General features: G+C 64.0%; 19 protein-coding genes. 8 read left to right on the top strand and 11 right to left on the bottom strand.

Annotated features, from left to right (window positions below; translation table 11 throughout):
• Positions 1-33: 33 nt before the first annotated feature.
• The 4 genes from AC1DOX_RS09680 to AC1DOX_RS09665 form a co-directional block, all read right to left on the bottom strand.
• Positions 34-1,347 carry an MFS transporter gene (locus AC1DOX_RS09680; protein ID WP_441616219.1) on the bottom strand — a complete coding sequence of 438 codons (1,314 nt, stop codon included), beginning with the start codon at positions 1,345-1,347 and terminating at the stop codon, positions 34-36.
• A gap of 123 nt (positions 1,348-1,470) precedes the next feature.
• Positions 1,471-2,310: a VOC family protein gene (locus AC1DOX_RS09675; RefSeq protein ID WP_441616221.1), complete on the bottom strand. Its 840-nt coding sequence runs from the start codon at positions 2,308-2,310 to the stop codon at positions 1,471-1,473.
• Between the two features lie 22 nt (positions 2,311-2,332).
• Positions 2,333-4,015 (bottom strand): bifunctional 3-(3-hydroxy-phenyl)propionate/3-hydroxycinnamic acid hydroxylase, encoded by a 1,683-nt coding sequence (locus tag AC1DOX_RS09670; RefSeq protein WP_441616223.1) that lies wholly within the window; start codon positions 4,013-4,015, stop codon positions 2,333-2,335.
• 36 nt (positions 4,016-4,051) lie between these two features.
• Positions 4,052-4,900 (bottom strand): fumarylacetoacetate hydrolase family protein, encoded by an 849-nt coding sequence (locus AC1DOX_RS09665; RefSeq protein ID WP_441616225.1) that lies wholly within the window; start codon positions 4,898-4,900, stop codon positions 4,052-4,054.
• A 195-nt stretch (positions 4,901-5,095) separates the two neighbouring features.
• On the opposite strand from AC1DOX_RS09665, the gene AC1DOX_RS09660 reads away from it, so the two are divergent.
• A complete protein-coding gene (locus AC1DOX_RS09660; RefSeq protein ID WP_477112327.1) occupies positions 5,096-5,878 on the top strand; it encodes an IclR family transcriptional regulator in 783 nt (260 codons plus the stop codon).
• A gap of 76 nt (positions 5,879-5,954) precedes the next feature.
• Here AC1DOX_RS09660 and AC1DOX_RS09655 read toward each other — a convergent pair whose 3' ends face one another.
• Positions 5,955-6,953 carry an NAD(P)H-quinone oxidoreductase gene (locus AC1DOX_RS09655; protein WP_441616885.1) on the bottom strand — a complete coding sequence of 333 codons (999 nt, stop codon included), beginning with the start codon at positions 6,951-6,953 and terminating at the stop codon, positions 5,955-5,957.
• Positions 6,954-7,140: 187 nt separating this feature from the next.
• On the opposite strand from AC1DOX_RS09655, the gene AC1DOX_RS09650 reads away from it, so the two are divergent.
• Entirely contained in the window at positions 7,141-8,007 is an 867-nt protein-coding gene (locus AC1DOX_RS09650; RefSeq protein WP_441616229.1) for a LysR family transcriptional regulator, read from the top strand.
• 20 nt (positions 8,008-8,027) lie between these two features.
• On the opposite strand, the gene AC1DOX_RS09645 is transcribed toward AC1DOX_RS09650, so the two are convergent.
• Complete coding sequence (locus AC1DOX_RS09645; protein ID WP_441616231.1) at positions 8,028-9,245, bottom strand: MFS transporter; 1,218 nt, start codon at positions 9,243-9,245, stop codon at positions 8,028-8,030.
• A gap of 130 nt (positions 9,246-9,375) precedes the next feature.
• Between AC1DOX_RS09645 and AC1DOX_RS09640 the strand changes: the two genes are divergently transcribed.
• On the top strand, positions 9,376-10,281 hold the full coding sequence (locus tag AC1DOX_RS09640) for a LysR family transcriptional regulator (protein WP_441616233.1): 906 nt from the start codon (positions 9,376-9,378) through the stop codon (positions 10,279-10,281).
• A 48-nt stretch (positions 10,282-10,329) separates the two neighbouring features.
• On the top strand, positions 10,330-11,250 hold the full coding sequence (locus tag AC1DOX_RS09635) for a serine/threonine dehydratase family protein (RefSeq protein ID WP_441616235.1): 921 nt from the start codon (positions 10,330-10,332) through the stop codon (positions 11,248-11,250).
• Positions 11,251-11,292: 42 nt separating this feature from the next.
• On the opposite strand, the gene AC1DOX_RS09630 is transcribed toward AC1DOX_RS09635, so the two are convergent.
• The 4 genes from AC1DOX_RS09630 to AC1DOX_RS09615 are packed head-to-tail and all read right to left on the bottom strand — an operon-like array spanning position 11,293 to position 14,266.
• Positions 11,293-12,330 (bottom strand): D-cysteine desulfhydrase family protein, encoded by a 1,038-nt coding sequence (locus tag AC1DOX_RS09630; protein ID WP_441616237.1) that lies wholly within the window; start codon positions 12,328-12,330, stop codon positions 11,293-11,295.
• 8 nt (positions 12,331-12,338) lie between these two features.
• The gene (locus AC1DOX_RS09625; RefSeq protein WP_441616239.1) at positions 12,339-12,905 is read right to left on the bottom strand and encodes a TetR/AcrR family transcriptional regulator; all 567 of its coding nucleotides are present in this window, start codon (positions 12,903-12,905) and stop codon (positions 12,339-12,341) included.
• Positions 12,906-12,956: 51 nt separating this feature from the next.
• Positions 12,957-13,658, bottom strand: a complete 702-nt coding sequence (locus AC1DOX_RS09620; RefSeq protein WP_441616241.1) for an SDR family NAD(P)-dependent oxidoreductase — start codon at positions 13,656-13,658, stop codon at positions 12,957-12,959.
• Positions 13,655-14,266 carry a 2-hydroxychromene-2-carboxylate isomerase gene (locus AC1DOX_RS09615; protein ID WP_441616243.1) on the bottom strand — a complete coding sequence of 204 codons (612 nt, stop codon included), beginning with the start codon at positions 14,264-14,266 and terminating at the stop codon, positions 13,655-13,657. Before AC1DOX_RS09615 ends, AC1DOX_RS09620 begins: the two co-directional genes overlap by 4 nt.
• Before the next feature lie 576 nt (positions 14,267-14,842).
• On the opposite strand from AC1DOX_RS09615, the gene AC1DOX_RS09610 reads away from it, so the two are divergent.
• A complete protein-coding gene (locus tag AC1DOX_RS09610) occupies positions 14,843-15,484 on the top strand; it encodes a cysteine hydrolase family protein (protein ID WP_441616245.1) in 642 nt (213 codons plus the stop codon).
• A complete protein-coding gene (locus AC1DOX_RS09605) occupies positions 15,481-17,058 on the top strand; it encodes an aldehyde dehydrogenase (NADP(+)) (RefSeq protein ID WP_441616247.1) in 1,578 nt (525 codons plus the stop codon). Before AC1DOX_RS09610 ends, AC1DOX_RS09605 begins: the two co-directional genes overlap by 4 nt.
• Positions 17,059-17,332: 274 nt before the next feature.
• Here AC1DOX_RS09605 and AC1DOX_RS09600 read toward each other — a convergent pair whose 3' ends face one another.
• Positions 17,333-18,250, bottom strand: coding sequence for a LysR family transcriptional regulator (locus AC1DOX_RS09600; protein ID WP_092136997.1), 918 nt, complete (start codon positions 18,248-18,250; stop codon positions 17,333-17,335).
• A 91-nt stretch (positions 18,251-18,341) separates the two neighbouring features.
• On the opposite strand from AC1DOX_RS09600, the gene AC1DOX_RS09595 reads away from it, so the two are divergent.
• Together AC1DOX_RS09595 and AC1DOX_RS09590 are read left to right on the top strand one after the other, a co-directional pair.
• Positions 18,342-19,319, top strand: coding sequence for a Bug family tripartite tricarboxylate transporter substrate binding protein (locus tag AC1DOX_RS09595; RefSeq protein WP_441616251.1), 978 nt, complete (start codon positions 18,342-18,344; stop codon positions 19,317-19,319).
• A gap of 14 nt (positions 19,320-19,333) precedes the next feature.
• On the top strand, positions 19,334-20,305 hold the full coding sequence (locus AC1DOX_RS09590) for a hydroxyacid dehydrogenase (protein ID WP_441616253.1): 972 nt from the start codon (positions 19,334-19,336) through the stop codon (positions 20,303-20,305).
• Positions 20,306-20,342 lie beyond the last annotated feature (37 nt).

The raw sequence follows: 20,342 nt of genomic DNA, 5'->3' as shown, positions 1-20,342 counted from the left end.
GTTGTCTCCTCCATTACCTCTGATTTGTTCTGCCTATGCGCGGGTCTTGCGGTTGCCGGCGATCGCGATTGCGGCAACCAGCGCCGGTACGATGCCGGCCAGAAAGATGTGTGCGACGTCCCATTGCAGGCCCAGCATCACGCCGCCCAGCAACGGGCCGCAGATGGAGCCGATGCGGCCCATGCCAATGGCGCAGCCAACGCCGGTGGCCCGCATGTGGGTGGGGTAGATCTCCGCGGCCAGTGCATTGAGGCCAGCCTGCGCGCCCTGCACCGCAATGCCAATCAGCAGGCTCACCGTGGCTACCGTTGCAAAGCTGGCCGACCAGTTGGCCAGCACCACGGCAAGCGCCGCGTAGGCAAGCAGTTCGCACAGCAGGACGCGCCTGGCGCCGAAGCGGTTCATCAGCGGCCCCTGCGCAATCGAACCAGCCACGCCGCCGATGCTGAACAGCGAAATTGCCGTGATGCCGACCGAAGCGGGATGCTGCGCGCCGATCAGCAGTGCAGGCATCCAGCTCACGATGAAATACAGCACCACCAGGTTCAGGAAATAGGGGATCCACAGCAAAACCGTCTCCGCCGCCCGCCCGCCGGTGAAGAGTTCGCGCACGGGCACGCCGCCGCGCGGTGCCTGGGGGGCGCGATATACCTGCGAGGCTCCCAGCTCCGGAGCAATCCGCCGCATGATCGCCGCCACCCGTCCCGCATCGCCGCCGCGGGCAATCAGGAAGCGCGCGGATTCCGGCATGAATGCGGCCGCCAGCAAGGCCACCGCCAGCGGCAGAACGCCACCCACGACAAACACCGAGTGCCAACCGTGCACCGGCAGTAGCGCCGAGCTGACCAGCCCGCCGAGCACGGCGCCAAGCGGCATGCCGCACATCAGCGTGGCCACGGTGGTGCGGGCGTGCCGCTTCGGTGCGTATTCGGAGGCCAGCGAGATCGCATTGGGCAGGGCACCGCCCAGGCCAACTCCGGTCAGCAATCGCAGGATCAGCAACTGATCGAAGCTGGTGGCATAAGCCGTGGCCAGTGACAGGCTGCCGAACAGCACGGAAGACAGCACGATCATCGTCTTCCTCCCATGCCGGTCTGCCAGCGGCCCGAGAGTGACAGCGCCGATCAGCATGCCGACCAGGCCGGCGCTGAAGATGGGTCCGAAAGACCTGACAGGAATGCCCAGCTCCGCGGACATGGCGGGCGCCAGCATGCCGATCGTCTGGGTATCGAAGCCGTCGAGCACCGCCACGAGGATGCACAGCCCGATTGCCCAGCACTGCATGCGCCCCAGCGGGCGGCTGTCTATCACCTCATGAACGAACAGCGAGGGGGACGAGGTATTCATTGTTGTCTCCGTGCGCGGGATAATCCCGTCGCCTTGATCGCGACGCGGCCGGATGGATTGCCGTCCGGCCGCCTGCGGTGTCGCCTCGTGCATTGCGAGGCGGGTGGCACCATGGGGGGCTGCTCAGCTGCGAATCCAGCCACGGCCCCAGGAGTTGAGGGTGTACTCCTCGTGTGGCCAGATGCCCGGCAAGCCGCCGGCATCCACCTGCACCAGTTCGGCCGACAGTTCGATCCGGTTGCCGTCGGGATCGGTCACCATGAAGAAGAGGTTGTTGCCCGGACCATGGCGCCCCGGCCCGAAGAAGATGGACCGGCGCGCGCGCGCGAAGCGGTCGCCCCAGTCCCGGATGTCGTTCCAACACCCCGTCTCGTAGCAGTGGTGGTCCCAGGCATTGTTCGATCCGCGGAAGAACGCCAGGCTGTGGTGCTCGTCGTCCGAGCGCAGGAAGCACGTCATGAGCACGCCGTCCTCATCCACGACCTCGTCGGAGACGGCGAATCCAATCCTGTTCACATAGAAATCCAGCACCTTCTCCAGTTCGGTGGTCTGGAACACCGTGTGCTGCACGCGCGCCGCCATGCTGTCGGCAGAACGCGGCGCCCTGGCCACGCCCAGGATCAACTGCCGGCCCTGCGGATCGCGCACGGCGAAAGCGTCGTCGTGGAAGAGCAGGCTGGCAGATGGGGGCGGTGGCTCGGCCAGATCGTGCAGCCGGGCCCGCAGCAGGGAGAGCGCCGCATGATCGCGGGCCGTGTACGCTGCCGCGGCGAGCTCGCCGGGTTTGCCATCGCCGATGACGACGGCGCGCTCGCCCGCGGTCAGCACGATGGCATCGCCATGGCTGTTCACGCGCTCCAGCTCGAACAGGTCCTCGTAGAAGGCGGCGAGCGCTTCGGGCTTGTCACTGGTGATATGCAGGTGATGCAGGGACAGCGGCGTGTCGGTTTGCAGGCTGCTCATCGTTTTCCTCCGGTTCTGGTGATCAATGGCCGAGCGCGGCCCGACCTGCGGGTGCGGCGGCGTGTGCCTGGGGTTCCATGGCGTCCTGCCCCGTGCCATCCATATGGCGAGCGAAGCGGGCCGCGAGCGCGTCGGCCTGCGAGGGCTCGCAAATCGCAGCGATATAGCGGTCGGGCCGGACCAGGATCAGGCGGCCTTGCATCGTGCGGAAGCTCGCGGGCCATTGAGGGCCGGGCAGGCACACCACCTCGAAGCCAAACGACCGCGCCGTGCCGGCCAGCGCGGCATCCGGCACCGGCAGCAGAAGCACTCGTGCAGCGCCAAGGCGGCGCCACAGCGGGTGCGCTGCGATCTGCGTCAGCCCGGCAGCGTCAACGCCAAGCGCGAGCAGCGCAAAGCGATGGCCGATGACGTCGTCGAGTGGCACCTGCGGATCGTCAGCGAATGCCACGGACGGTTGGGGCAACATCGTCCCGACCAGCCTGGCGGTGTCGGCCTGCATGACCTCGAGCACGCCCGCGCGCCCGGCGCTCAGGCGCGGCTTGGGTTTGAACTTCATCTTGAGGAAGTAGTCACGTACCGGCGGCACCAACGCCGTGGCGGTGAAGAACGACGCCACGGCCCAGGCGCGCAGGCGGCTGGACGGCGCCATCACCACGCCGAGGTTCAGCGCCAGCCGGATCAGCGCCCACGCGTGGGCGCGCCGTTCGGCTTCGTAGCTGTCCAGCGTCGACGGTCTCATCGTGCCGCGCAGCACTGCCGCCAGCTTCCATCCGAGGTTGTGCGCATCGCGTACACCGCTGTTCATGCCTTGCCCCGCATAGGGAGGCGTGAGATGCGCGGCATCCCCGGCCAGGAAGACACGGCCCTTGCGCCAGTGGTCTGCGACCCGCGCATGGAAGGTGTAGACGGTCTTGCGCACCACGTTGGTCTGACGCTTGCCGCGGAATGGCCGAAGCAACTCGCTGACGCGCTCCGGCCGCAATGTTGCTTCGTCGGTTTCCTGTGGCCTGAGCAGAAACTCGAAGCGGCGGGTGCGATTCGGCCCCGGCACTTCCACTACCGGACGCCGCGCATCGCAATAGGCGCGCGTCTGCCAGAACGGATCGTCGTCGTCCTCGGTGTCCACCACCAGCCAGCGCGCGTTAAAGGAGGACCCTACGAGGGTCGAGCCGATTGCCTGGCGCACCGAACTGCGGCCGCCGTCGGTGCCTACCAGGTACGCCGCCCGCACAGTGATCGAACCCTGCGGCCCGTTCACGACCGCGCTGACGCCGGTATCGTCCTGCGTGAATTCCTCCAGCGTATGGCCGAACAAGACCTGGACCGAGCCAAAGCGCTGCAGCCCATCGCACAAGGTGGCTTCGAACAGCGGTTGCCGGAAGGCGTTGCGCTTCGGAAAGCCATAGTCGCTCGCCGTCGGCTCCACCTTGCCAAAGCAGCGGCCGTCGGGCCGCGTGTAGTAGTGCACGCCATAGCCCGGCACCACGTCCTTCATTACCGGTTCGATCAGCCCGATCGCCTGCATGGTGCGAAGCGACTCGTCATCGATCGAAACCGCCCGTGGCTCTGCCACTGTGGACGGCTTGCGGTCGATCAGCACCGTGTCGATACCGTGCTGGCCGAGGATATTGGCCAGCGTGAGCCCGGTCGGGCCGGCACCTACCACCAATACCGCGGTGTGCAGGGTTTCCGTGCTTTGCATGATTTGTCTCCTGTGTGCCGTGCTTCCGCTTGGCCCTTACTCGTCGCGGATGGTGTTGCGCAGCACACCGACGGCGGAGATCTCGACCTCGACGACATCGCCGGCTCGCATCCACAGCGGCGGCTCGCGGAAGGCGCCAACGCCTCCGGTGGTGCCGGTGATGATGACGTCGCCCGGGCGTAGCTCAGTGAAGGTGGAGCAGTAGGCAATGACTTCGCCCACGCTGAAGATCAGGTCGTCGGTGGTGGCCTGTTGCACGACCTCGCCATTCAGCCGGGTGGTCAGCGAGAGCCGCGACGGATCGGGAATCTCGTCGGCAGTCACGAGCCAGGGCCCGAAGGCGCCGGTCTGCGGGAAGTTCTTGCCGGGTGTGAACTGGATGGTGTGCTTCTGCCAGTCGCGCACGCTGCCGTCGTTGTAGCAGGCGTAGCCCGCCACGTGGCTGAGGGCATCCGCGGCGCTCACGTGCCGTGCGGTCTTGCCGATGACCACCGCCAACTCGCCTTCGAAATCCAGCTTTTCCGAAGCCCTGGGACGCAAGATCGGCTGCTCGTGGGCGGTCTGGGAATCGGCAAAGCGCGTGAAGAACATTGGATACCGGGGCATCTCCCGCCCCGTTTCCTTGACGTGCGATGCGTAGTTGATCCCCACGCAGAGGATCTTCGCGGGGTCCGGGATAACCGGCAAAAAGCGGACTTCGGACAGCGAAATGGTCGCTTCACTCTCCTTTGCGATCTCCGCGATAGCCGGCAGCGTGCCGCGCTCGAGCGCATCACGGAGGCTCGTGCCGAGCGCTGCCCGATGGGGGGCCAGGTCAATCACGCGGTCATCGGCAACCACGCCGAAGGAGTGGTGGTTGCGGTACTCAAAACTCAGTAGCTTCACTGTCGTCCCCTGAAGGTGATTTGGTCATCACAAACACGTCGTGTTAACCGGTTGGTGAACGCAGTATTGTCACAGTTTGATAAAAAAACACGTAACGTTTACCCGGAGACGCGTATTTGGATAATTTGTTGATATCGAGGCGACGAAATTTGATGCTATGCTTCAGGCACACGAATTTCTGGTGAGAGACGGGCAATGGCAACCGATCGTGCCTTGGGGGTGCTGGGGCTTTTTTCCCTGGAGAAGCCGATCTGGACGGCGGATGAGGTGGCGGTGCGGCTGGAGGTGTCGATCAGCAGCGCCTACCGCTACCTGTCGAACCTGATGGAGATTGGCCTGGTAGCGACGGCCGGCGCAGGGCGCTATGTGCTCGGCCCCGCGATCATTCAGCTGGATCGGCAGATCCAGCTGACCGACCCCATGCTGCAATTGGCGCGTCCGGTCATGGAGGAGTTGATCGGTTATGCGCCGGCAGGCTCGGTGATGCTGCTGTGCCGCGCGTTTGCCGACTCGGTGCTTTGCGTGCACCAGGTGCTCGGGCCCGGCCCGCAATCCGTGATCAGCTACGAACGCGGGCGTCCCATGCCCATGTTTCGCGGTGCTACGTCACGGATCATCCTGGCTTATCAGCAGACCCGGACGCTGCAGGCGATCTATCACAAGCACGCCGATGAAATCCGCGCGGCGGGCCTTGGCGACGACTGGGCCACGTTCCGCCAGGCGTTAAGTCAGTTGCGCCGCGCGGGGCATGCGGTCTCTCACGGTCAGATTGACCGCGGACGCGTTGGCCTTGCCGCGCCCGTGCTCAACGAAGATGGCCGCGCCATCGGCAGCCTGAGCTACGTCGTATCGGAATCCGCAATCGACGCGCGTGGGATCACGCGCCTGACGCATCTGCTTGCGGCCGCGGCAAACGAAATCAACGCAGCATTGCAATCGCAAGAGCCGATCTCCGATGCTGGCCAGCGTCAGGCATAGGCAGGCGCCTTCGGCAGTTGACAGCCATCCTCGGTGGCGACGGCAACAACTCTGCGTTCCAGACCAGAAGTGCGTATCAGGCTGTGCGTGCCGCTCGGGTCGTCAGCACGATCTTGCCGATATGCGTGCCCGAATCCATTAGCACATGCGCGCCGCGCGCATCGTCGAGATCGAAGGTCCGATACATCACGGGCTTTACCGCGCCGCTCCGAATGAACGGAAAAACGGATTGCTCGAGATCGTCGATCAACGCGGCCTTTTCCTCGTGTGTGCGCGAGCGCAGCGTCGAGCCGATGTGCGTGAGGCGCTTCGCCAGCATGGGGAACAGGTCGAGCGACTGCGCCGGCCCCTTGATGACGCCGATCTGCACAATCCGGCCGTTCATCGCAGCCGCGGCGTAGTTCCGCGCAACGTAGTCACCGGCAATGATGTCGACAATCACATCGACGCCGCACCCGTCCGTCGCGCGCGCGACCGCCTCGACGAAGTCCTCGTCGCGGTAGTCCACTGCGACGTCGGCGCCAAGCGCAATGCTTGCGTCGCGCTGTGCGTCGGAGCCGACGGTCGTGATGATCTTCGATGCACCAAACGCCTTTGCGAGCATCGTCGCCGTGGTGCCGATCCCGGATGCGCCGCCGTGGATCAGCACGCTTTCGCCCGCCGCGAATTTTCCGCGCTGGAACAGGTTCAGCCATACCGTCAGAAAGGTCTCAGGCATCGCGGCCGCTTCGACCATCGAGAGACCTTCCGGGATCGCCAGAGTGTTGCTCTCGTGCGCGACCGCGTACTCCGCATAGCCGCCGCCCGGGACCAGCGCGCAGACAGCATCGCCGACCGCGAACCGGGTCACGTCGCGCCCGACGGACACGATCTCACCCGCGACTTCGAGTCCCGGGATGTCCGTCGCGCCCGGCGGCGGATCATACAATCCCTTGCGCTGCATGACATCGGGGCCGTTTACGCCGGCTGCATGAATGCGGATCAGTACTTCGTCGGCAGTCGGCGCGGGAACAGGCCGCTGCACGGGGGCCAGGACATCGGGGCCGCCCGGACGCGTGATTTCAATGGCGGCCATCGCCACGGGAATGGTATGCGTTGCATGTGTCACGACTTCGTCCTTTCAAAATGCCGGATGCACTGCGGATTCGAGCGTTTTGCCTGATCGCTGCATCGGTTGAACAAAGTGTAGGGACGCCGCCGGTGCTTGACACGCAGCGATTTTCCGATCGTATGATGCAAATTTGCATCACGGAGGAGGCGACATGAACTGGGACGACGCGCGCATCTTCGTCGCGCTCTATCGGGAAAGGACCTTGCGGGCCGCCGCACGCGCGCTCGACATCGATCAGGCGACGGTAGGCCGCAGGCTTGCCGTGCTTGAGCACGCGCTCGGTGCAACGCTATTCCTTCGCACCTCGAATGGCTATGAGCTCACGCCGGCCGGCAGGATCGCGATCCGCGCCGCCGAGGCGATGGAGCAGTCGGCGCACGATCTGGTGCGCCACACACAAGGGATGGACAAGCGCCTCGCCGGCGAAGTGAAGCTCTCGACGACTGACGCGCTCGCGCAGGAATATGTGGTCCCGGCGATCGAGCGCCTGCATGCAAAGCACCCGGACGTATCGGTGGTGCTCGACACGACGACCCATGTCCTCAATCTCGCGAAGCGTGAAGCCGACATCGCGATCCGGACCGTCAAGCCGCGAAATCCGGATCTGCTCGCCCGTCGGCTTGCGCGCTGGGAAGTGGGGCTGTTCGCGTCACCCGACTATATGCGGCGCCATGGCGAACCCGTACCGGGGGAGCGATTCGCAGGGCACGATCTCGTCGTCTACCAGCCGTATTTCGCCAAGGCGCGCGTGCCGTCGTTTGTCGGGGAGCCGCTGACGGACGGCCGCATCGTCGCACGGCTAAACACGAACCTGACGCTGCGCGCGGCGCTCAAGGCTGGGCTCGGCATCAGTGAGATACCCGTGCCGATGGGCGAGCGCGACGGCCTCGTGCGGCTTTGGCCAGACCGCTCAAACGACGCGCAGTATGAGGTTTGGCTCGTCACGCATCAGGATCTGCGGCACACCGCACGCATCCGCGTGACGATCGACGAGATCGTCTTTGCGTTCGGTGGATAACAGCGAATGCGCGGCTCATCTCAATTCGATTTCAATACGGCTCGCGGGGCGCCGCCAATCCAGTGAACTACGGATGCGACGATCCCGAGGGCAATGCCAAAGATGACGATGCCGGTCCAGCCGAAGCGCGTCATCAGCCAACCGCTGATCATCACGCCGATGGCACCGCCAAGGAAGGTGGCTGTCATGTAAAGGCTGTTGATGCGGCCCTGCGCCTTGGGATCGACAGCGAAGGCGCGCGTCTGGTTGGAGACGAGCCCCGACTGCACGCCGATGTCGAGCACAACAACACCAATCACCAGGAACGTCAGCGAAGACTCCGCGCCAGCGAGCAGCACGTACGCCAGCATCACGAAGCCGATACTGGCTGCAATGACGGTCCGCGGGCCCATCCGGTCGGTGGCGCGGCCACCGAGTGAAGCGGCAAGCGCGCCGGCCGCGCCGATGATGCCGAAGCCGCCGGCCCAGGCGCTGCTGAGGTGCAACGGCCCGTCCGCCAGAAGCGCGGCCAGATTGACCCAGAACGCGTTGAAACAAGCCCACAACAGCGCCTGGACAATCATCGATTGACGAATCGGAGCATTGTCCCGGGCCAGTGGCCAGAGTGAAGCGAGCAAGCGCCCATAGGAAAGGTTTGTGCTCGGCAACCCGCGGGGGAGCAGCGCAGCGGCCGCAATCCAGACCGGGATCATGAAGATCGCCGCCAGGCCGTAGACCGCGCGCCAGCCATAAGCCGTGCCGACCACACCGCTGATCGTGCGGCCAAGCAGGATACCCACCATGATGCCGCTGACAACCGTCCCGACCGAACGCCCGCGCTCGCTCGGCAACGACATGACGGCCGCAAAGGGCACCAGCTGCTGCGGCACGCAACTGACGACGCCAAGGCCGAAGGAAGCAATGATCAGCGGCCAGATGCTGGGTGCGAGTGCCGCCGCCACGGCGAAGCAAAAGGCGAGGGCGATCTGGGCGAGCACCAGCTTGCGCCGGTCGAAACGGTCGCCAAGTGGTAGCAGGAATGCCAGCCCGGTCGAGAAGCCGAGCAGCGCCGCGCCGGCGACGAGATCGACCGTCGTCAGGTCAACCTTCAGCTCGGCACCGATCAACGGCAGGATCGGCTGGGTGCTATAGATGTTAGTGATCACTGCGCCGGCGATGATCGCCATCATGACGATCTTGCTGCGGGAAGCCACCACCGGCGCACTTGCACTCGTGGATTTGTTGGGCAGGGCGCGCATGGGAATCTCCAGTACTGAAAATGCGAAGGAAGCTGTGGCTCCGGGTCTAGTTTCGGAGGCTACGCCCTTGCATCTACAAAGAGAATCCCGGAATATCGGGAATCATCCTTCCATTTTTTGATAGGTTCTGATGAATCGGCTTGAATCCATGTCCATCCTCGTTGCGGTGGTCGAGGCGGGCAGTCTGTCGGCTGCGGCGCGGCGCCTTGGCATGCCGTTGGCAACGGTCAGCCGCAAGGTTGGGGATCTGGAATCGCATCTGAAGACGCGCCTGCTGCATCGCACGACACGACAGCTTTCGTTGACCGAAGCCGGGACCTCTTACGTAGCCGCCTGCCGGCGCATTCTCGAAGACGTTGGGGAGGCCGAGCGCGCTGCGACAGGCGAATACGCCGCGCCAAAGGGTGATCTTGTGATCACGGCGCCGCTGGTTTTCGGGCGCTTGCACGTCATGCCGGTGATTGCGGAGTTTCTCGCGCACTATCCGGAGATCAACGTCAGCCTCGAGCTCACGGATCGCGTCGTGCATCTGATGGATGAGCACGCCGACATCGCCGTCCGGATTGGCGAACTTCCCGATAGCGCACTCATGGCGACCCGGGTTGGAGCGGTCCGCCGGGTCGTATGTGCGAGTCCGGCCTATCTGGCAACGCATGGCGTACCGGCCAGGCCGCGCGATCTCACCGCACATGAATGCATCACCTTCGAGGTCCTCGCATCCGCGCGCGCCTGGGTTTTCGGGGCCGGCAAGTCAGAACTATCCGTGCCCGTCCATTCACGGCTTGCCGTCAATACTGCGGAGACGGCCATCTCGGCCGCGAAGCTTGGTGTTGGATTGATACGCGTGCTGTACTACCAGGTCGCGGATGCGGTACGAGACAATGCGCTTCGCGTCGTGCTCGACGCCTTCGAATCGGCGCCATTGCCAATCAGTCTGGTGCATCTGGGGCAAGCGCCCGTGCCGCTGAAGGTACGGGCTTTCCTTGATTTCGCGACGCCGCGCCTGCGGCCTCGCATCGCGGAGGCACTCGCTTGAGTCATGGTGCGCATCGTTGCTCCACAGGTAACCCCAACACTATTCAAAATGCCCTTGCATATCGAAACGCCGCTGTTCGAATCGCCGTCCCTGAGCAAGTCCGCACACCGGCAGATCTGGCTCAAGCTGGATGCCTTGCAGCCCTCCGGGTCGTTCAAGCTGCGCGGCATCGGTGCGGCGTGCGAAGCCTATGCGCAACGTGGCAAGCGCCGGTTTATCTCCTCATCCGGCGGCAATGCGGGAATCGCCGTTGCCTACGCCGGCCATCACCTCGGGATTCCGGTCACGGTAGTCGTGCCGGCATCCACGACGCATCGTGCCAAAGAACTGATCCGCGAGCAGGGCGGTGAGGTCATCGTCCATGGCGCAACGTGGGACGAAGCCAACGCGCTGGCCATGTCGATGATCGGGGAGGACGCGGCCTTCCTGCACCCATTCGATGATCCGCTGCTTTGGAATGGCCACGCCACGCTGGTCGGCGAAGTGGCGCGTGCGGGATTCAAGCCTGATGCCGTGGTCTTGTCCGTGGGCGGTGGCGGGCTCATGTCCGGGGTTGTGGAAGGCTTGCGGCGCAACCAGTGGGCCGATATACCGGTCATCGCCGTGGAAACGATTGGCGCCGATTCGCTTGCGCAGTCGATACAGGCTGGCCAACGCGTCACGCTGCCCGCCATCACAAGCGTGGCCACGTCGCTCGGTGCCAGACAGGTATGCGCGCAGGCGTTTGCACTCGCGCAGTCTCATGACGTGCGCAGCGTGGTCGTCCCGGACCGCGCCGCGCTGGCTGCATGCGAGCGTTTCCTGGATCAGCACCGGCTTCTTGTCGAGCCCGCGTGCGGAGCCAGCCTGGCGCTGGCCTATGAGGATGCCGCTGAACTGCACGGCTTCGACAAGGTACTGGTGGTGGTTTGCGGCGGCGCTACCGCCAGCATCGACGACGTGCGGAAATGGGCGGCGTCCGCCGCCTGAATCGACTCGACCGGCAGGGCGCCGGACGCTCGGAACGACGCCCTAACTTGCCGGAAGCTCGAACTCGGTTCGATACGCATACAGCCCGGGTGTGCCGCCGGTCATGACCAGCAGCACGTTTTGCCCCCGCTTGTACCGGCCGCTTGCAATGTCGGCGAGAAGGCCGGCGAAAGCCTTGCCGGAGTACACCGGATCCAGAAGCAAGGCCTCTTCGGCGGCCAGTAGACGGACGGCAGCTTTCATGGTGTCGGTCGGCATCCCATATGCCGAGCCCCGCTGCGATCCATCGACATCCAGGTCGTCAACAGTCAGCGTCTCGGGCTGGCCAAGCAGCTGGAGTGCCGCATTGGTGAGCTCAAGCGTGCGCTTGCGGGTGGGTTCGCAATCGGCGAGGACCGAAAAGGAGCGGACGGTTCGACTTCCGCGGCCCATCGCATGAAACCCCGCTGCAAGGCCGGCGTGGGTAGCAGAGCTTCCATTCGGAACGAACACACGATCAAACTGAAGCTGAAGTTCGCGCTCTTGCTCGGCGATCTCCAGCGCGCATCGTACGTACCCAAGGCTGCCGAGCGGTGTCGAACCGCCGGAAGGGATGACGCATACACGCGTCTTCTCCGTTCTCAGTTGATCGGCGCGGGCCGATGCGGCGGCGAGTGTATCGACGCCTCCCGCCAACACGTGAACCCTCGCGCCAAAGAGCGTATCCAGCAGGACATTGCCGCTTCGCTCGTATTCTTCATCGTATCGCGCGACGGCCTTGCCGAGGAACAGCTCGCACTGCAGACCCAGCCTTGCACAGGCGGCGGCGGTCAAGCGAGCGTGATTGGATTGCAGTCCGCCAACGGTCAGGACAGTACGTTCGTCATTGGCGAGCGCCGAACCGAGCAGGAATTCAAGTTTGCGGAGCTTGTTGCCTCCGCCGCCAAGCTCGGCAAAGTCATCTCGCTTGACGTAGATGCCTACGCCGTGGTCTGGGCCGATTGCCGTCTCGATCCTGCTCAGGCGCCGAATCGTAGTCGGCTTGTCCATGAGCGCCACCGTTGGGAAGACGTCCAGCGCGTCGCGAATGTTCTGGTGCATGTTGATCTCTAGCCTTTGCGTCGTCCCGCTGCAGGCGGGGGCGCTTCTTCGTGAAATTCGTCGAGCAGGAACTGGCGTGCCGATTCGAGGACTTCCCGGGACAGTGCGTCGTCGTCCACGGCGCGCGCCAGCCCCAGCGCGCCCGCCATGACACACAGAGCAACGATCGATTCGCGGCGACCGTCCACGTCTTCGTCCGCGCCGGAAAGATGACGAAGCGCTTCGATGTTGCCTCGCACTTGTTGGGTATAGGCGTTTCTGACGCTCTTGCCGGCGCGCCCGACATCGCCAACCAGCGCGGCAACCGCGCATCCGGTTCCGGGGTGATCCCGATGACGTGGGCTCAGGTAAGCCTCGACAAGGCTCGTGAAGGTCAGCTTGCCTTTTGGTGCTCCACTGCCTTGCTGCCGGGCGCTGCTATCGAATGCATGCTGCATGGCTTCGAGCACGAGTTCGTCGCGTGAAGTGAAGTGCTTGTAGAAGCCGCCGTGGGTCAGGCCCGCTTCCTTCATCAAGTCGGCGATGCTCGCGCCATCGATGCCGCACTCCCTGAACTGCCGCGCGGCGATGCTCACGATCCTCTCGTGATTACTGCGTTTGTCTTCCTGCGAATGTCCCATGTGCTGTTACCACGATTCCCTGAACGGACGGATTTCCGCGTTGAACGACCAGGCGCCCTTGGGCTGATGGGCAAGATGCCAGATTTCTTCGGCGATGTCGGCGGGCTTGATGAAGAAGTCATCGGGCGCGTCCGGCCTCATCTTGCGCGTCCACTCCAGATCGATAACGGCGTCAATGACGAGATACGCCACATGCACGCCCTGGGGCCCGAGTTCCCGCGCAATGGACTCCGCCAGGATGCGTTGCGCTGCCTTCGTTGGCGCAAATGCGGCGAAATGACTCTTGCCCCGCAGCGCCGATGTGTTGCCTGTGGCGAGGATGACACCGTGGCCTGCCTCGATCATCGCAGGCGCGACACGACGCGCGAGATGCAGGAATGCCATCACATTGGTCTGGAAGTTGCGCTGCAGCACGGCCGGGTCGACCTGCATGAAGTTGCCGAATGCGCCGCCGACGGCGTTGTGCACCACAAGTTCCGGCGCACCAAACTCGTGAAACAAGCTGTCGAGTGCTACGTCGAAGCCCTGCGGATCCGAGACGTCCGCGACAAACGCGCGTGTGCCGGGCAGAACGGCTTCCCACTGCTTCAGCCGTTCTGCGCTGCGCGAAATCATGGCCACCTGATAGCCGCCGGCCAACAGTCGATTGACCACCGCGAGCCCGGTGCCAGGCCCGACGCCGGTGACAAGTGCGCGTTTCTTGCTCATGCCGCATCTCCCATTGAAATACGCTTCCGAAGGTGGTCACCGACAAACTGCAGACGGTCATTGCCAAAGAACATTTCGTCGTCGACGAAGAACATCGGCACGCCGAACACGCCCCGGTCGGCTGCCGACTGGTTCTGCGCGGCGAGCCGATCGTCGATCGACGGATCCATGGCGGCCTCCCACAGCGTTGAGGGCAGGCCATTGGTGCGCAGGAAGGCGTCGCGACTCGATTCGGAAGTCAGGTCTGTATCGCTGGCCCAGACGGCGGAGAAAAACGCCGAATTGGCCGTCTCGAAGACGCCGAGCTCCGCAGCTGCAAGTGCTGCCTTGATGAGGATCACGCCGTCGAATTGCCGGCTTGCCATCGCATTGAACAGCGGTCTGTTCGGAGAGAAGGCCACGCCATAGTGTTTCGCCCAGCGGCTGGCATCGAGCAGCGAATACCGTGCTTTCGACGGGCAGGCTGTCGAAGGCTGATTGTTGACCCACCGCATCACGCTGAGGACGTCGACAGGCCTTCGATCCACCACGGCAGGAAGGTCTCCCGCCTGGGAATTCGCAAGATAGGCAAACGGGCTTCGATAGTCCAGGTAGAACTCAACTTTCATATAGCCATCCTCTCCAGTTAGCGAGATTCCGATTCCACACGAACGCTGAAGGATGATGTGCGTCATCATAAAGGATGTCAAGCATCATCCTGATTGAGAGTATCCGGCGACGCAACAAAGATCCTGGAAAGCGTCATGGATGGCTGGCCGACCGCACCTGCATGTGACGGATGATGGTTGGTGCCATTCCTGAAAGGAATCGACATGCGTCTTCGCGCCGATGGAGCGAGCGGGCTTTGTGCACGAGACATCTGAGACATTTTCCTGTCATGCGCGAGCTTCTACCTCTTCCATTTCGGATCGCCTAGACTCGATGGATTCATTCGGCGGGGCAGGCGCAATGTGGCGCCGCGCATGCGGGGCCGGCGCGCACCGAATGAGCGAGCGCAGTAGCGCGGGAGCACTGTAGGCCGAAAGCTGGCATGAACGCGACCTGCCAGAGTCCATGCCAGCAGAGTTCATTCGAGCTCGGCACAGTGACGCGCTACGGCATGGTGTCGCGCGAGTCGTCCGACGGACGGCCCGCTCATTGCGCACGTCTCAATCACGGTGCTTTGCCTGCCATGGAGAACCGAGATGCCCAATCCTGTTTATCGCGCCGATCGTACTGGCCTGCTGCTGGTCGATCCGTACAACGACTTTCTGTCGGAGGGTGGCAAGGTCTTTCCGATGATCCAGGAAATCGCCGCCGAAGTTGGCCTGCTGGATAACCTGCGCGCGACGGTCGCTGCCGTGCGCAACGCCGGTATCCGGGTGTTTTACGTGCCACATCGTCGCTGGGAGCCCGGCGACTATGGCAACTGGGATCATCCCAATCCGACGCAACGCCTGGTTCAGGAGCGCCACACATTCGAGAAGGGGACGTGGGGCGGCGAATGGCATCCCGATTTCGTCCCTCAGGCGAACGACATCATCATCAAGGAGCACTGGGCCCAAAGCGGGTTCGCCAACACCGATCTCGACTTCCAGTTGAAACAACAGGGCGTCACGCATGTCGTCGTCATCGGCCTGCTGGCGAATACCTGCATCGAATCGACAAGCCGCTTTGCCATGGAGCTGGGCTATCACGTCACGCTGGTGCGCGATGCCACGGCGGCCTTCAGCAAGGAAATGATGCACGCGGCGCATGAACTCAATGGCCCCACCTTCGCTCATGCGATCCTGACGACCGCCGAGCTGAAGGTTGCCCTGTCCGACGTCAAGGGGAAGCGGCCATGAAACTCACGGGTCATCTCCTCATCGGTGCCGAGGAAGTTGCCGCAAGCGCGGGCTCGATGAAGGCCCTGAATCCGGCAACGAATTCGGAAATCGAGCCGCCGTTCGCATTGGGCGGCATCGCGGAAGTGGACCGCGCGGCAAATCTGGCCGATGACGCTTTTGATAGCTATCACGACACGAGTCTCGCAGAGCGGGCCGCGTTCCTCGAGCGCATTGCGGCTGGCGTCGACGCCATCGCCCAGGAACTGGCGCAACGCACGTCGCTCGAGACGGGATTGCCGGTCGCCCAGCTAGAGGGAGAAGCCGCCAAGGCGGCCACCCAATTCCGCCAGTTCGCAGCTGTCGTGCGCCAGGGACGCTTCCGCCAGGCGACGATCGATTCCGCGCAGCCCGAGCGTCAGCCGCGTGCGCGAATGGATCATCGCATGCAGAAGATCGCCATCGGTCCGGTAGCCATCTTTGGCGCGAGCAACTTTCCGATTTCCTATTCGGTCGCGGGAGGCGACACGGCCTCGGCGCTGGCCGCCGGTTGTCCGGTCATTCTGAAGGCGCACAACGCGCACCCCGGCGCGTCTGAAATGCAGGGGCGCGTGATCCGGCAGGCGGTGAGGGACTCGGGGCTGCATGAAGGTGTGTTTTCTCTCGTGCGAGGCGGCGGCAATGACATCGGCGAGGCGCTTGTCGATCATCCTCTGGTCAAGGGCGTCACCTTCACGGGCTCCGAAGTCGGTGGCATGGCGCTATTCCGACGCGCGCAGCAACGACCTGATCCGATTCCGGTCTTCACCGAAATGACGAGTGTCAATCCGACCTTTGCACTGCCGGCGGCGCTGGCCTCGCGAGGGAGCGAAATTGGCGATGGCTTCGCGGAGCGCATGCTGGTCACCGTCGGACAGGCCTGCCTCAAACCAGCCATCCTGCTGGCCATTCACGGCCAGGGCTACGAAGAGATGAAGCAGGCAATGCGCGCACGTGTGCAAGCCATGCATGCGCGCACGATGCTGACGCCGGGTATCAACACCGCGTATCGCAGGAACCTTGAACGGCTTTCCAACGCCGGGGCCGAGCGAATCGCGGCTGGCGGCGATCCGCAAGGCGTCTGGGACGGCCAGGCGATGCTCTTCGAAGTCGACGGCACGCGCGTCCTCGAAGCGCCCTCATTGTCGGAGGAAGTCTTCGGGCCTGCCGCATTGATCATCCGGGTGAAGGACGAAGCGCAACTCCTCGCCATTGCGAAGCAGTTCGGAGGCCAGCTTTCAGCGACGATGCAGATCGACCCGGATGACTATGCGATGGCTGCCCGGCTGCTGCCGATTCTGGAGCGTCGGACCGGACGAATCGTCATCAACGCGTTTTCGCATCCGCAGGAGGTGTCGTACGCATCGATCCACGGTGGGCCATTTCCCGCGACGTCCGACAGCCGCTTCACCTCGGTCGGCATGAGCGCCATCGAGCGATTCCTGCGCCCGGTCTGCTATCAGGGCTTTCCCGACAAATTGCTGCCTGAAGCGCTGAAATACGAGAATCCTGCCGGTATCTGGCGCCTCACCGACGAGGAACCGTCGACGGCCTGATCCGCGCCGGCCATCGCCTCGCCTTTCGTTCCTAGAGGTTGCTTATGGATACCGATCTCCTTCCCGAACGCTCGCCACGTCGCGACTTTTTTTGCATGTCAGCGGCTGCCATTGCGGCGACCTCGTTGAGCCGGGACGTTCTGGCCGATGTTCAATCGCCTGCCCAAAGGCGGCCATTTCGCTGCGTGGGAGCAGCCACAAGCGTTCTCGGAGGAAATTCGCACGAGCTTCCGGTCGCTGCGCTGAGGGAAGGACTGTGGGTGCCGACCCACCGCTATTCGTCGCCCGACGCGGCACTGAACAGCGCTTCGCCGCGCTCCTGGAGCAGGGCCATGAGCCGCAGCGCCGCGGGCGACAGGTAGCCCTGGCGCCTGTACGTGACACCAAGCCTGCGGCGCAACGTGGCTTCCTTCAGCGGCACTTCGCGCAGCGCATGCTTGTGCTCGTCGAGGGTATGCCTGGAAAGGAAGCTCAATAGCTCGGTCTTTGCGATCAGCCGGGGCAGCAGTGGAATGGAGTTCGCGTCTATCTGCGTGACTGGCCTGGGCAGGCCGTGCGACTGAAATGCGGCGTCGAGCCATTGCCGGCTGGGAATCGATGCGGCGGGCAAGACCCAGTGCCATGACAGCAGGGATTTGAGCGTAACGCGCGGCAGCTTGAACACCGGGTGGGTAAGGCTGGCCACGACGACCACCACGTCTTCCACAATCGCATGACTGACCAGCAAGTCGTCATGCTCCGGCATCAATCCAATCAGCAAGTCGAGGGCGCCTTCCTTCAGGCGTTCGCGCAGCACTAGGCTCGGTGCCACGGTGATGTCGATCGTCGTGGCGGGGGCTTCTTCCAGCAGGAGATTGCAGATCTCCGGCAAGACACGCTCGGCGGCGATCGGGCCGCTGCCGATCCGCACGTGCCCGGCGTTGCCCTTTGCGAAATCGCCGACCTCCCGCAGCGCCTCGTCCGTGGCGCCCCGCAGCATGCGGGCTCGCGCCAGCAACACTTCGCCGACGGGCGTCAGCCTGATGCCGCGCCCCTTGCGCTCGAACAGTTTGCTGTCGAAAGCCTCTTCCAGGCGCTGCACGGCCTTGGTCAGGGCCGGCTGCGTGCGGCCCAGCTTCTCGGCGGCGGCCCCAACGTGGCCGAGCTCGGCCACGACCTCGAAGTACCTCAGGTCCCTGAGCTGGATATCCATTGATAACTCCGAGGAATCGAAACATGAACATTATCAAATAGACGGAATGCTTTTGCACGACAAGAATGCGGCTACAAACCAAGGAGACACGATGCTGAATCTTCGACTTCTGGCTGGCGCCGCCGTGCTGGCTCTTTGCAGCGGTGCCGCGAGCGCCGACACCTGGCCCGCCAAGCCGATCCGTCTTGTGGTGCCGTTTCCTCCCGGCGGCGGCACGGACGCGGTAGCGCGCCTCGTCGCCGAGAAGATGTCGGCACAAGCCCACTGGACCGTGGTGGTCGAGAACCGGCCCGGGGCAGGTGGCAACGTCGGCCTCGATGTCGTGGCGAAGGCGCCTGCGGATGGCTACACGATCGGACTTGGGCAGACCGCGAATCTGGCGATCAATCCCGCGCTGTACCCGAAGATGCCTTTCGATCCGCTGAAGGACTTCGCGCCCATTTCCACGGTGGCGTCGCAGCCCGTGGTTCTGCTCGTCAACGCCGCGTCGCCGTTCAAGACGCTCAAGGACGTGGTCGTCGCAGCCAAGGCCAAGCCCGAGTCCCTGCGGATGGGTACGCCGGGCAATGGCACCGTGGCACACCTGGCTGGCGAACTGCTGGAGCGGCAGGCGGGCTTCAGGATGCTCAACGTGCCGTACAAGGGCGCCAGCCCGGCAATGATGGATCTGCTGGGCAACCAGGTGGAATTCAACTTCGCCAACACCGCCGCTGCCATTCCGCAACTGATGAACCAGAAGGTCCGCGCACTGGCCGTCAGTTCCGCGCAGCGCATCCGCAACGTGCCGCAACTGGCCAACGTGCCGACGGTAGCGGAGGCTGGATATCCCGGTTTCGATGCCATCACGTGGACCGGCCTGGTGGCGCCGGCACGCACGCCCCAGGCATTGATCGAGCGCATCAATGCGGAAGTGCGCAAGGCGCTCAAGACGCAGGATGTGCTGGACAAACTGGCTGCGGAGGGCAGCACGCCGATGGGCAGCACGCCGCAGCAGTTCGGCGACTACCTGCGCGCCGAGCACCAGAAATGGGGCGCATTGATCCGCGACGCCAATATCAAGCTCGACTGAAACCTGAGATTCTCATGCACACAATTCTTGTCACCGCGCCCAGGCTTGCTCCAGCTGGCGTGGATCTGCTGAACCGGGCCGGTGCTCGCGTGATCTACCTGTCCTCGCCCGACGATGGCGGGGAGGTCGAGCACATCATGGCCACGGAGCCCGTGGACGCAGTGATCTCGCGCACGGTAGCGCTGTCCGCGCAGGCGATTGCATCCTGCCCGACGCTCAAGGTCATTTCGAAGCATGGCGTCGGCGTCGGCAATATCGATGTGGAAGCCGCCACGCGGCGCGGCATACCGGTCTATGTCACGCCGGGTGCCAACGCCCAGTCGGTTGCGGAGATGACCCTGGGCCTGATGTTCTCCGCATCCCGGCGCATCGGCTGGATGGACGCCGAGCTGCACGGCGGCCGCTGGTCGCGTGCCCAGGATGGCGTTGAATTGCACGGCAAGACCATCGGGCTGGTCGGATTTGGACAGATCGGCCAGCGCGTGGCGAAGGTATGCCTGGCGCTGGGCATGAAGGTGGTGGCCTTCGATCCGGCCGCGCGTAACGGCTCCAGCCCAGTCGACGGCGCCATGCTCGTTGCGTCGATGGCGGAGCTGTTGCCGCAAGCCGATGTGCTGAGCCTTCACGTTCCGCTCAACAAACACACGCGCAACATGCTTGGCGACGAACAACTCAGCCAGCTGCCGAAGGGCGCCATCCTGATCAACACGGCGCGCGGCGAAGTGGTGGACGAATCCGCGCTGGTCGCCGCGCTTCAGGATGGCCGGCTCTTTGCCGCAGGCCTTGACACCATGGCTGTCGAGCCGTTGCCCGCCGATAGCCCGCTGACGACGCTGAAGAACGTCGTGCTGACGCCCCATGTCGGAGGATCGACGCCGGCGGCACTGGCTGCCATGGCAGGCGCCGCCGCGCGGAACGTGCTCGGCTGGCTCGGCGGGAATCCGGTGGACCGCGCCGCCTGTGTCAATCCCCAGGTGTTTGCCTGATCTCACCCTTTCCCTGATTCCCGCTTTTTCTCTCCTG

The organism is Cupriavidus sp. 01L415 (assembly GCF_056400065.1).
Note: the sequence above shows the minus strand (reverse complement) of the source record. Positions and strands in the feature narration are given on the sequence as shown.

Bases quoted from the DNA above. Each gene is read 5' to 3' on its own strand.
- AC1DOX_RS09680 (WP_441616219.1), bottom strand. From the start codon at position 1,347: ATGAATACCTCGTCCCCCTCGCTGTTCGTTCATGAGGTGATAGACAGC.
- AC1DOX_RS09650 (WP_441616229.1), top strand. From the start codon at position 7,141: ATGAACTGGGACGACGCGCGCATCTTCGTCGCGCTCTATCGGGAAAGG.
- AC1DOX_RS09635 (WP_441616235.1), top strand. From the start codon at position 10,330: ATGCCCTTGCATATCGAAACGCCGCTGTTCGAATCGCCGTCCCTGAGC.
- AC1DOX_RS09675 (WP_441616221.1), bottom strand. From the start codon at position 2,310: ATGAGCAGCCTGCAAACCGACACGCCGCTGTCCCTGCATCACCTGCAT.
- AC1DOX_RS09595 (WP_441616251.1), top strand. From the start codon at position 18,342: ATGCTGAATCTTCGACTTCTGGCTGGCGCCGCCGTGCTGGCTCTTTGC.
- AC1DOX_RS09640 (WP_441616233.1), top strand. From the start codon at position 9,376: ATGAATCGGCTTGAATCCATGTCCATCCTCGTTGCGGTGGTCGAGGCG.
- AC1DOX_RS09660 (WP_477112327.1), top strand. From the start codon at position 5,096: ATGGCAACCGATCGTGCCTTGGGGGTGCTGGGGCTTTTTTCCCTGGAG.
- AC1DOX_RS09630 (WP_441616237.1), bottom strand. From the start codon at position 12,330: ATGCACCAGAACATTCGCGACGCGCTGGACGTCTTCCCAACGGTGGCG.
- AC1DOX_RS09645 (WP_441616231.1), bottom strand. From the start codon at position 9,245: ATGCGCGCCCTGCCCAACAAATCCACGAGTGCAAGTGCGCCGGTGGTG.
- AC1DOX_RS09590 (WP_441616253.1), top strand. From the start codon at position 19,334: ATGCACACAATTCTTGTCACCGCGCCCAGGCTTGCTCCAGCTGGCGTG.
- AC1DOX_RS09670 (WP_441616223.1), bottom strand. From the start codon at position 4,015: ATGCAAAGCACGGAAACCCTGCACACCGCGGTATTGGTGGTAGGTGCC.
- AC1DOX_RS09605 (WP_441616247.1), top strand. From the start codon at position 15,481: ATGAAACTCACGGGTCATCTCCTCATCGGTGCCGAGGAAGTTGCCGCA.
- AC1DOX_RS09655 (WP_441616885.1), bottom strand. From the start codon at position 6,953: ATGGCCGCCATTGAAATCACGCGTCCGGGCGGCCCCGATGTCCTGGCC.
- AC1DOX_RS09615 (WP_441616243.1), bottom strand. From the start codon at position 14,266: ATGAAAGTTGAGTTCTACCTGGACTATCGAAGCCCGTTTGCCTATCTT.
- AC1DOX_RS09600 (WP_092136997.1), bottom strand. From the start codon at position 18,250: ATGGATATCCAGCTCAGGGACCTGAGGTACTTCGAGGTCGTGGCCGAG.
- AC1DOX_RS09610 (WP_441616245.1), top strand. From the start codon at position 14,843: ATGCCCAATCCTGTTTATCGCGCCGATCGTACTGGCCTGCTGCTGGTC.
- AC1DOX_RS09620 (WP_441616241.1), bottom strand. From the start codon at position 13,658: ATGAGCAAGAAACGCGCACTTGTCACCGGCGTCGGGCCTGGCACCGGG.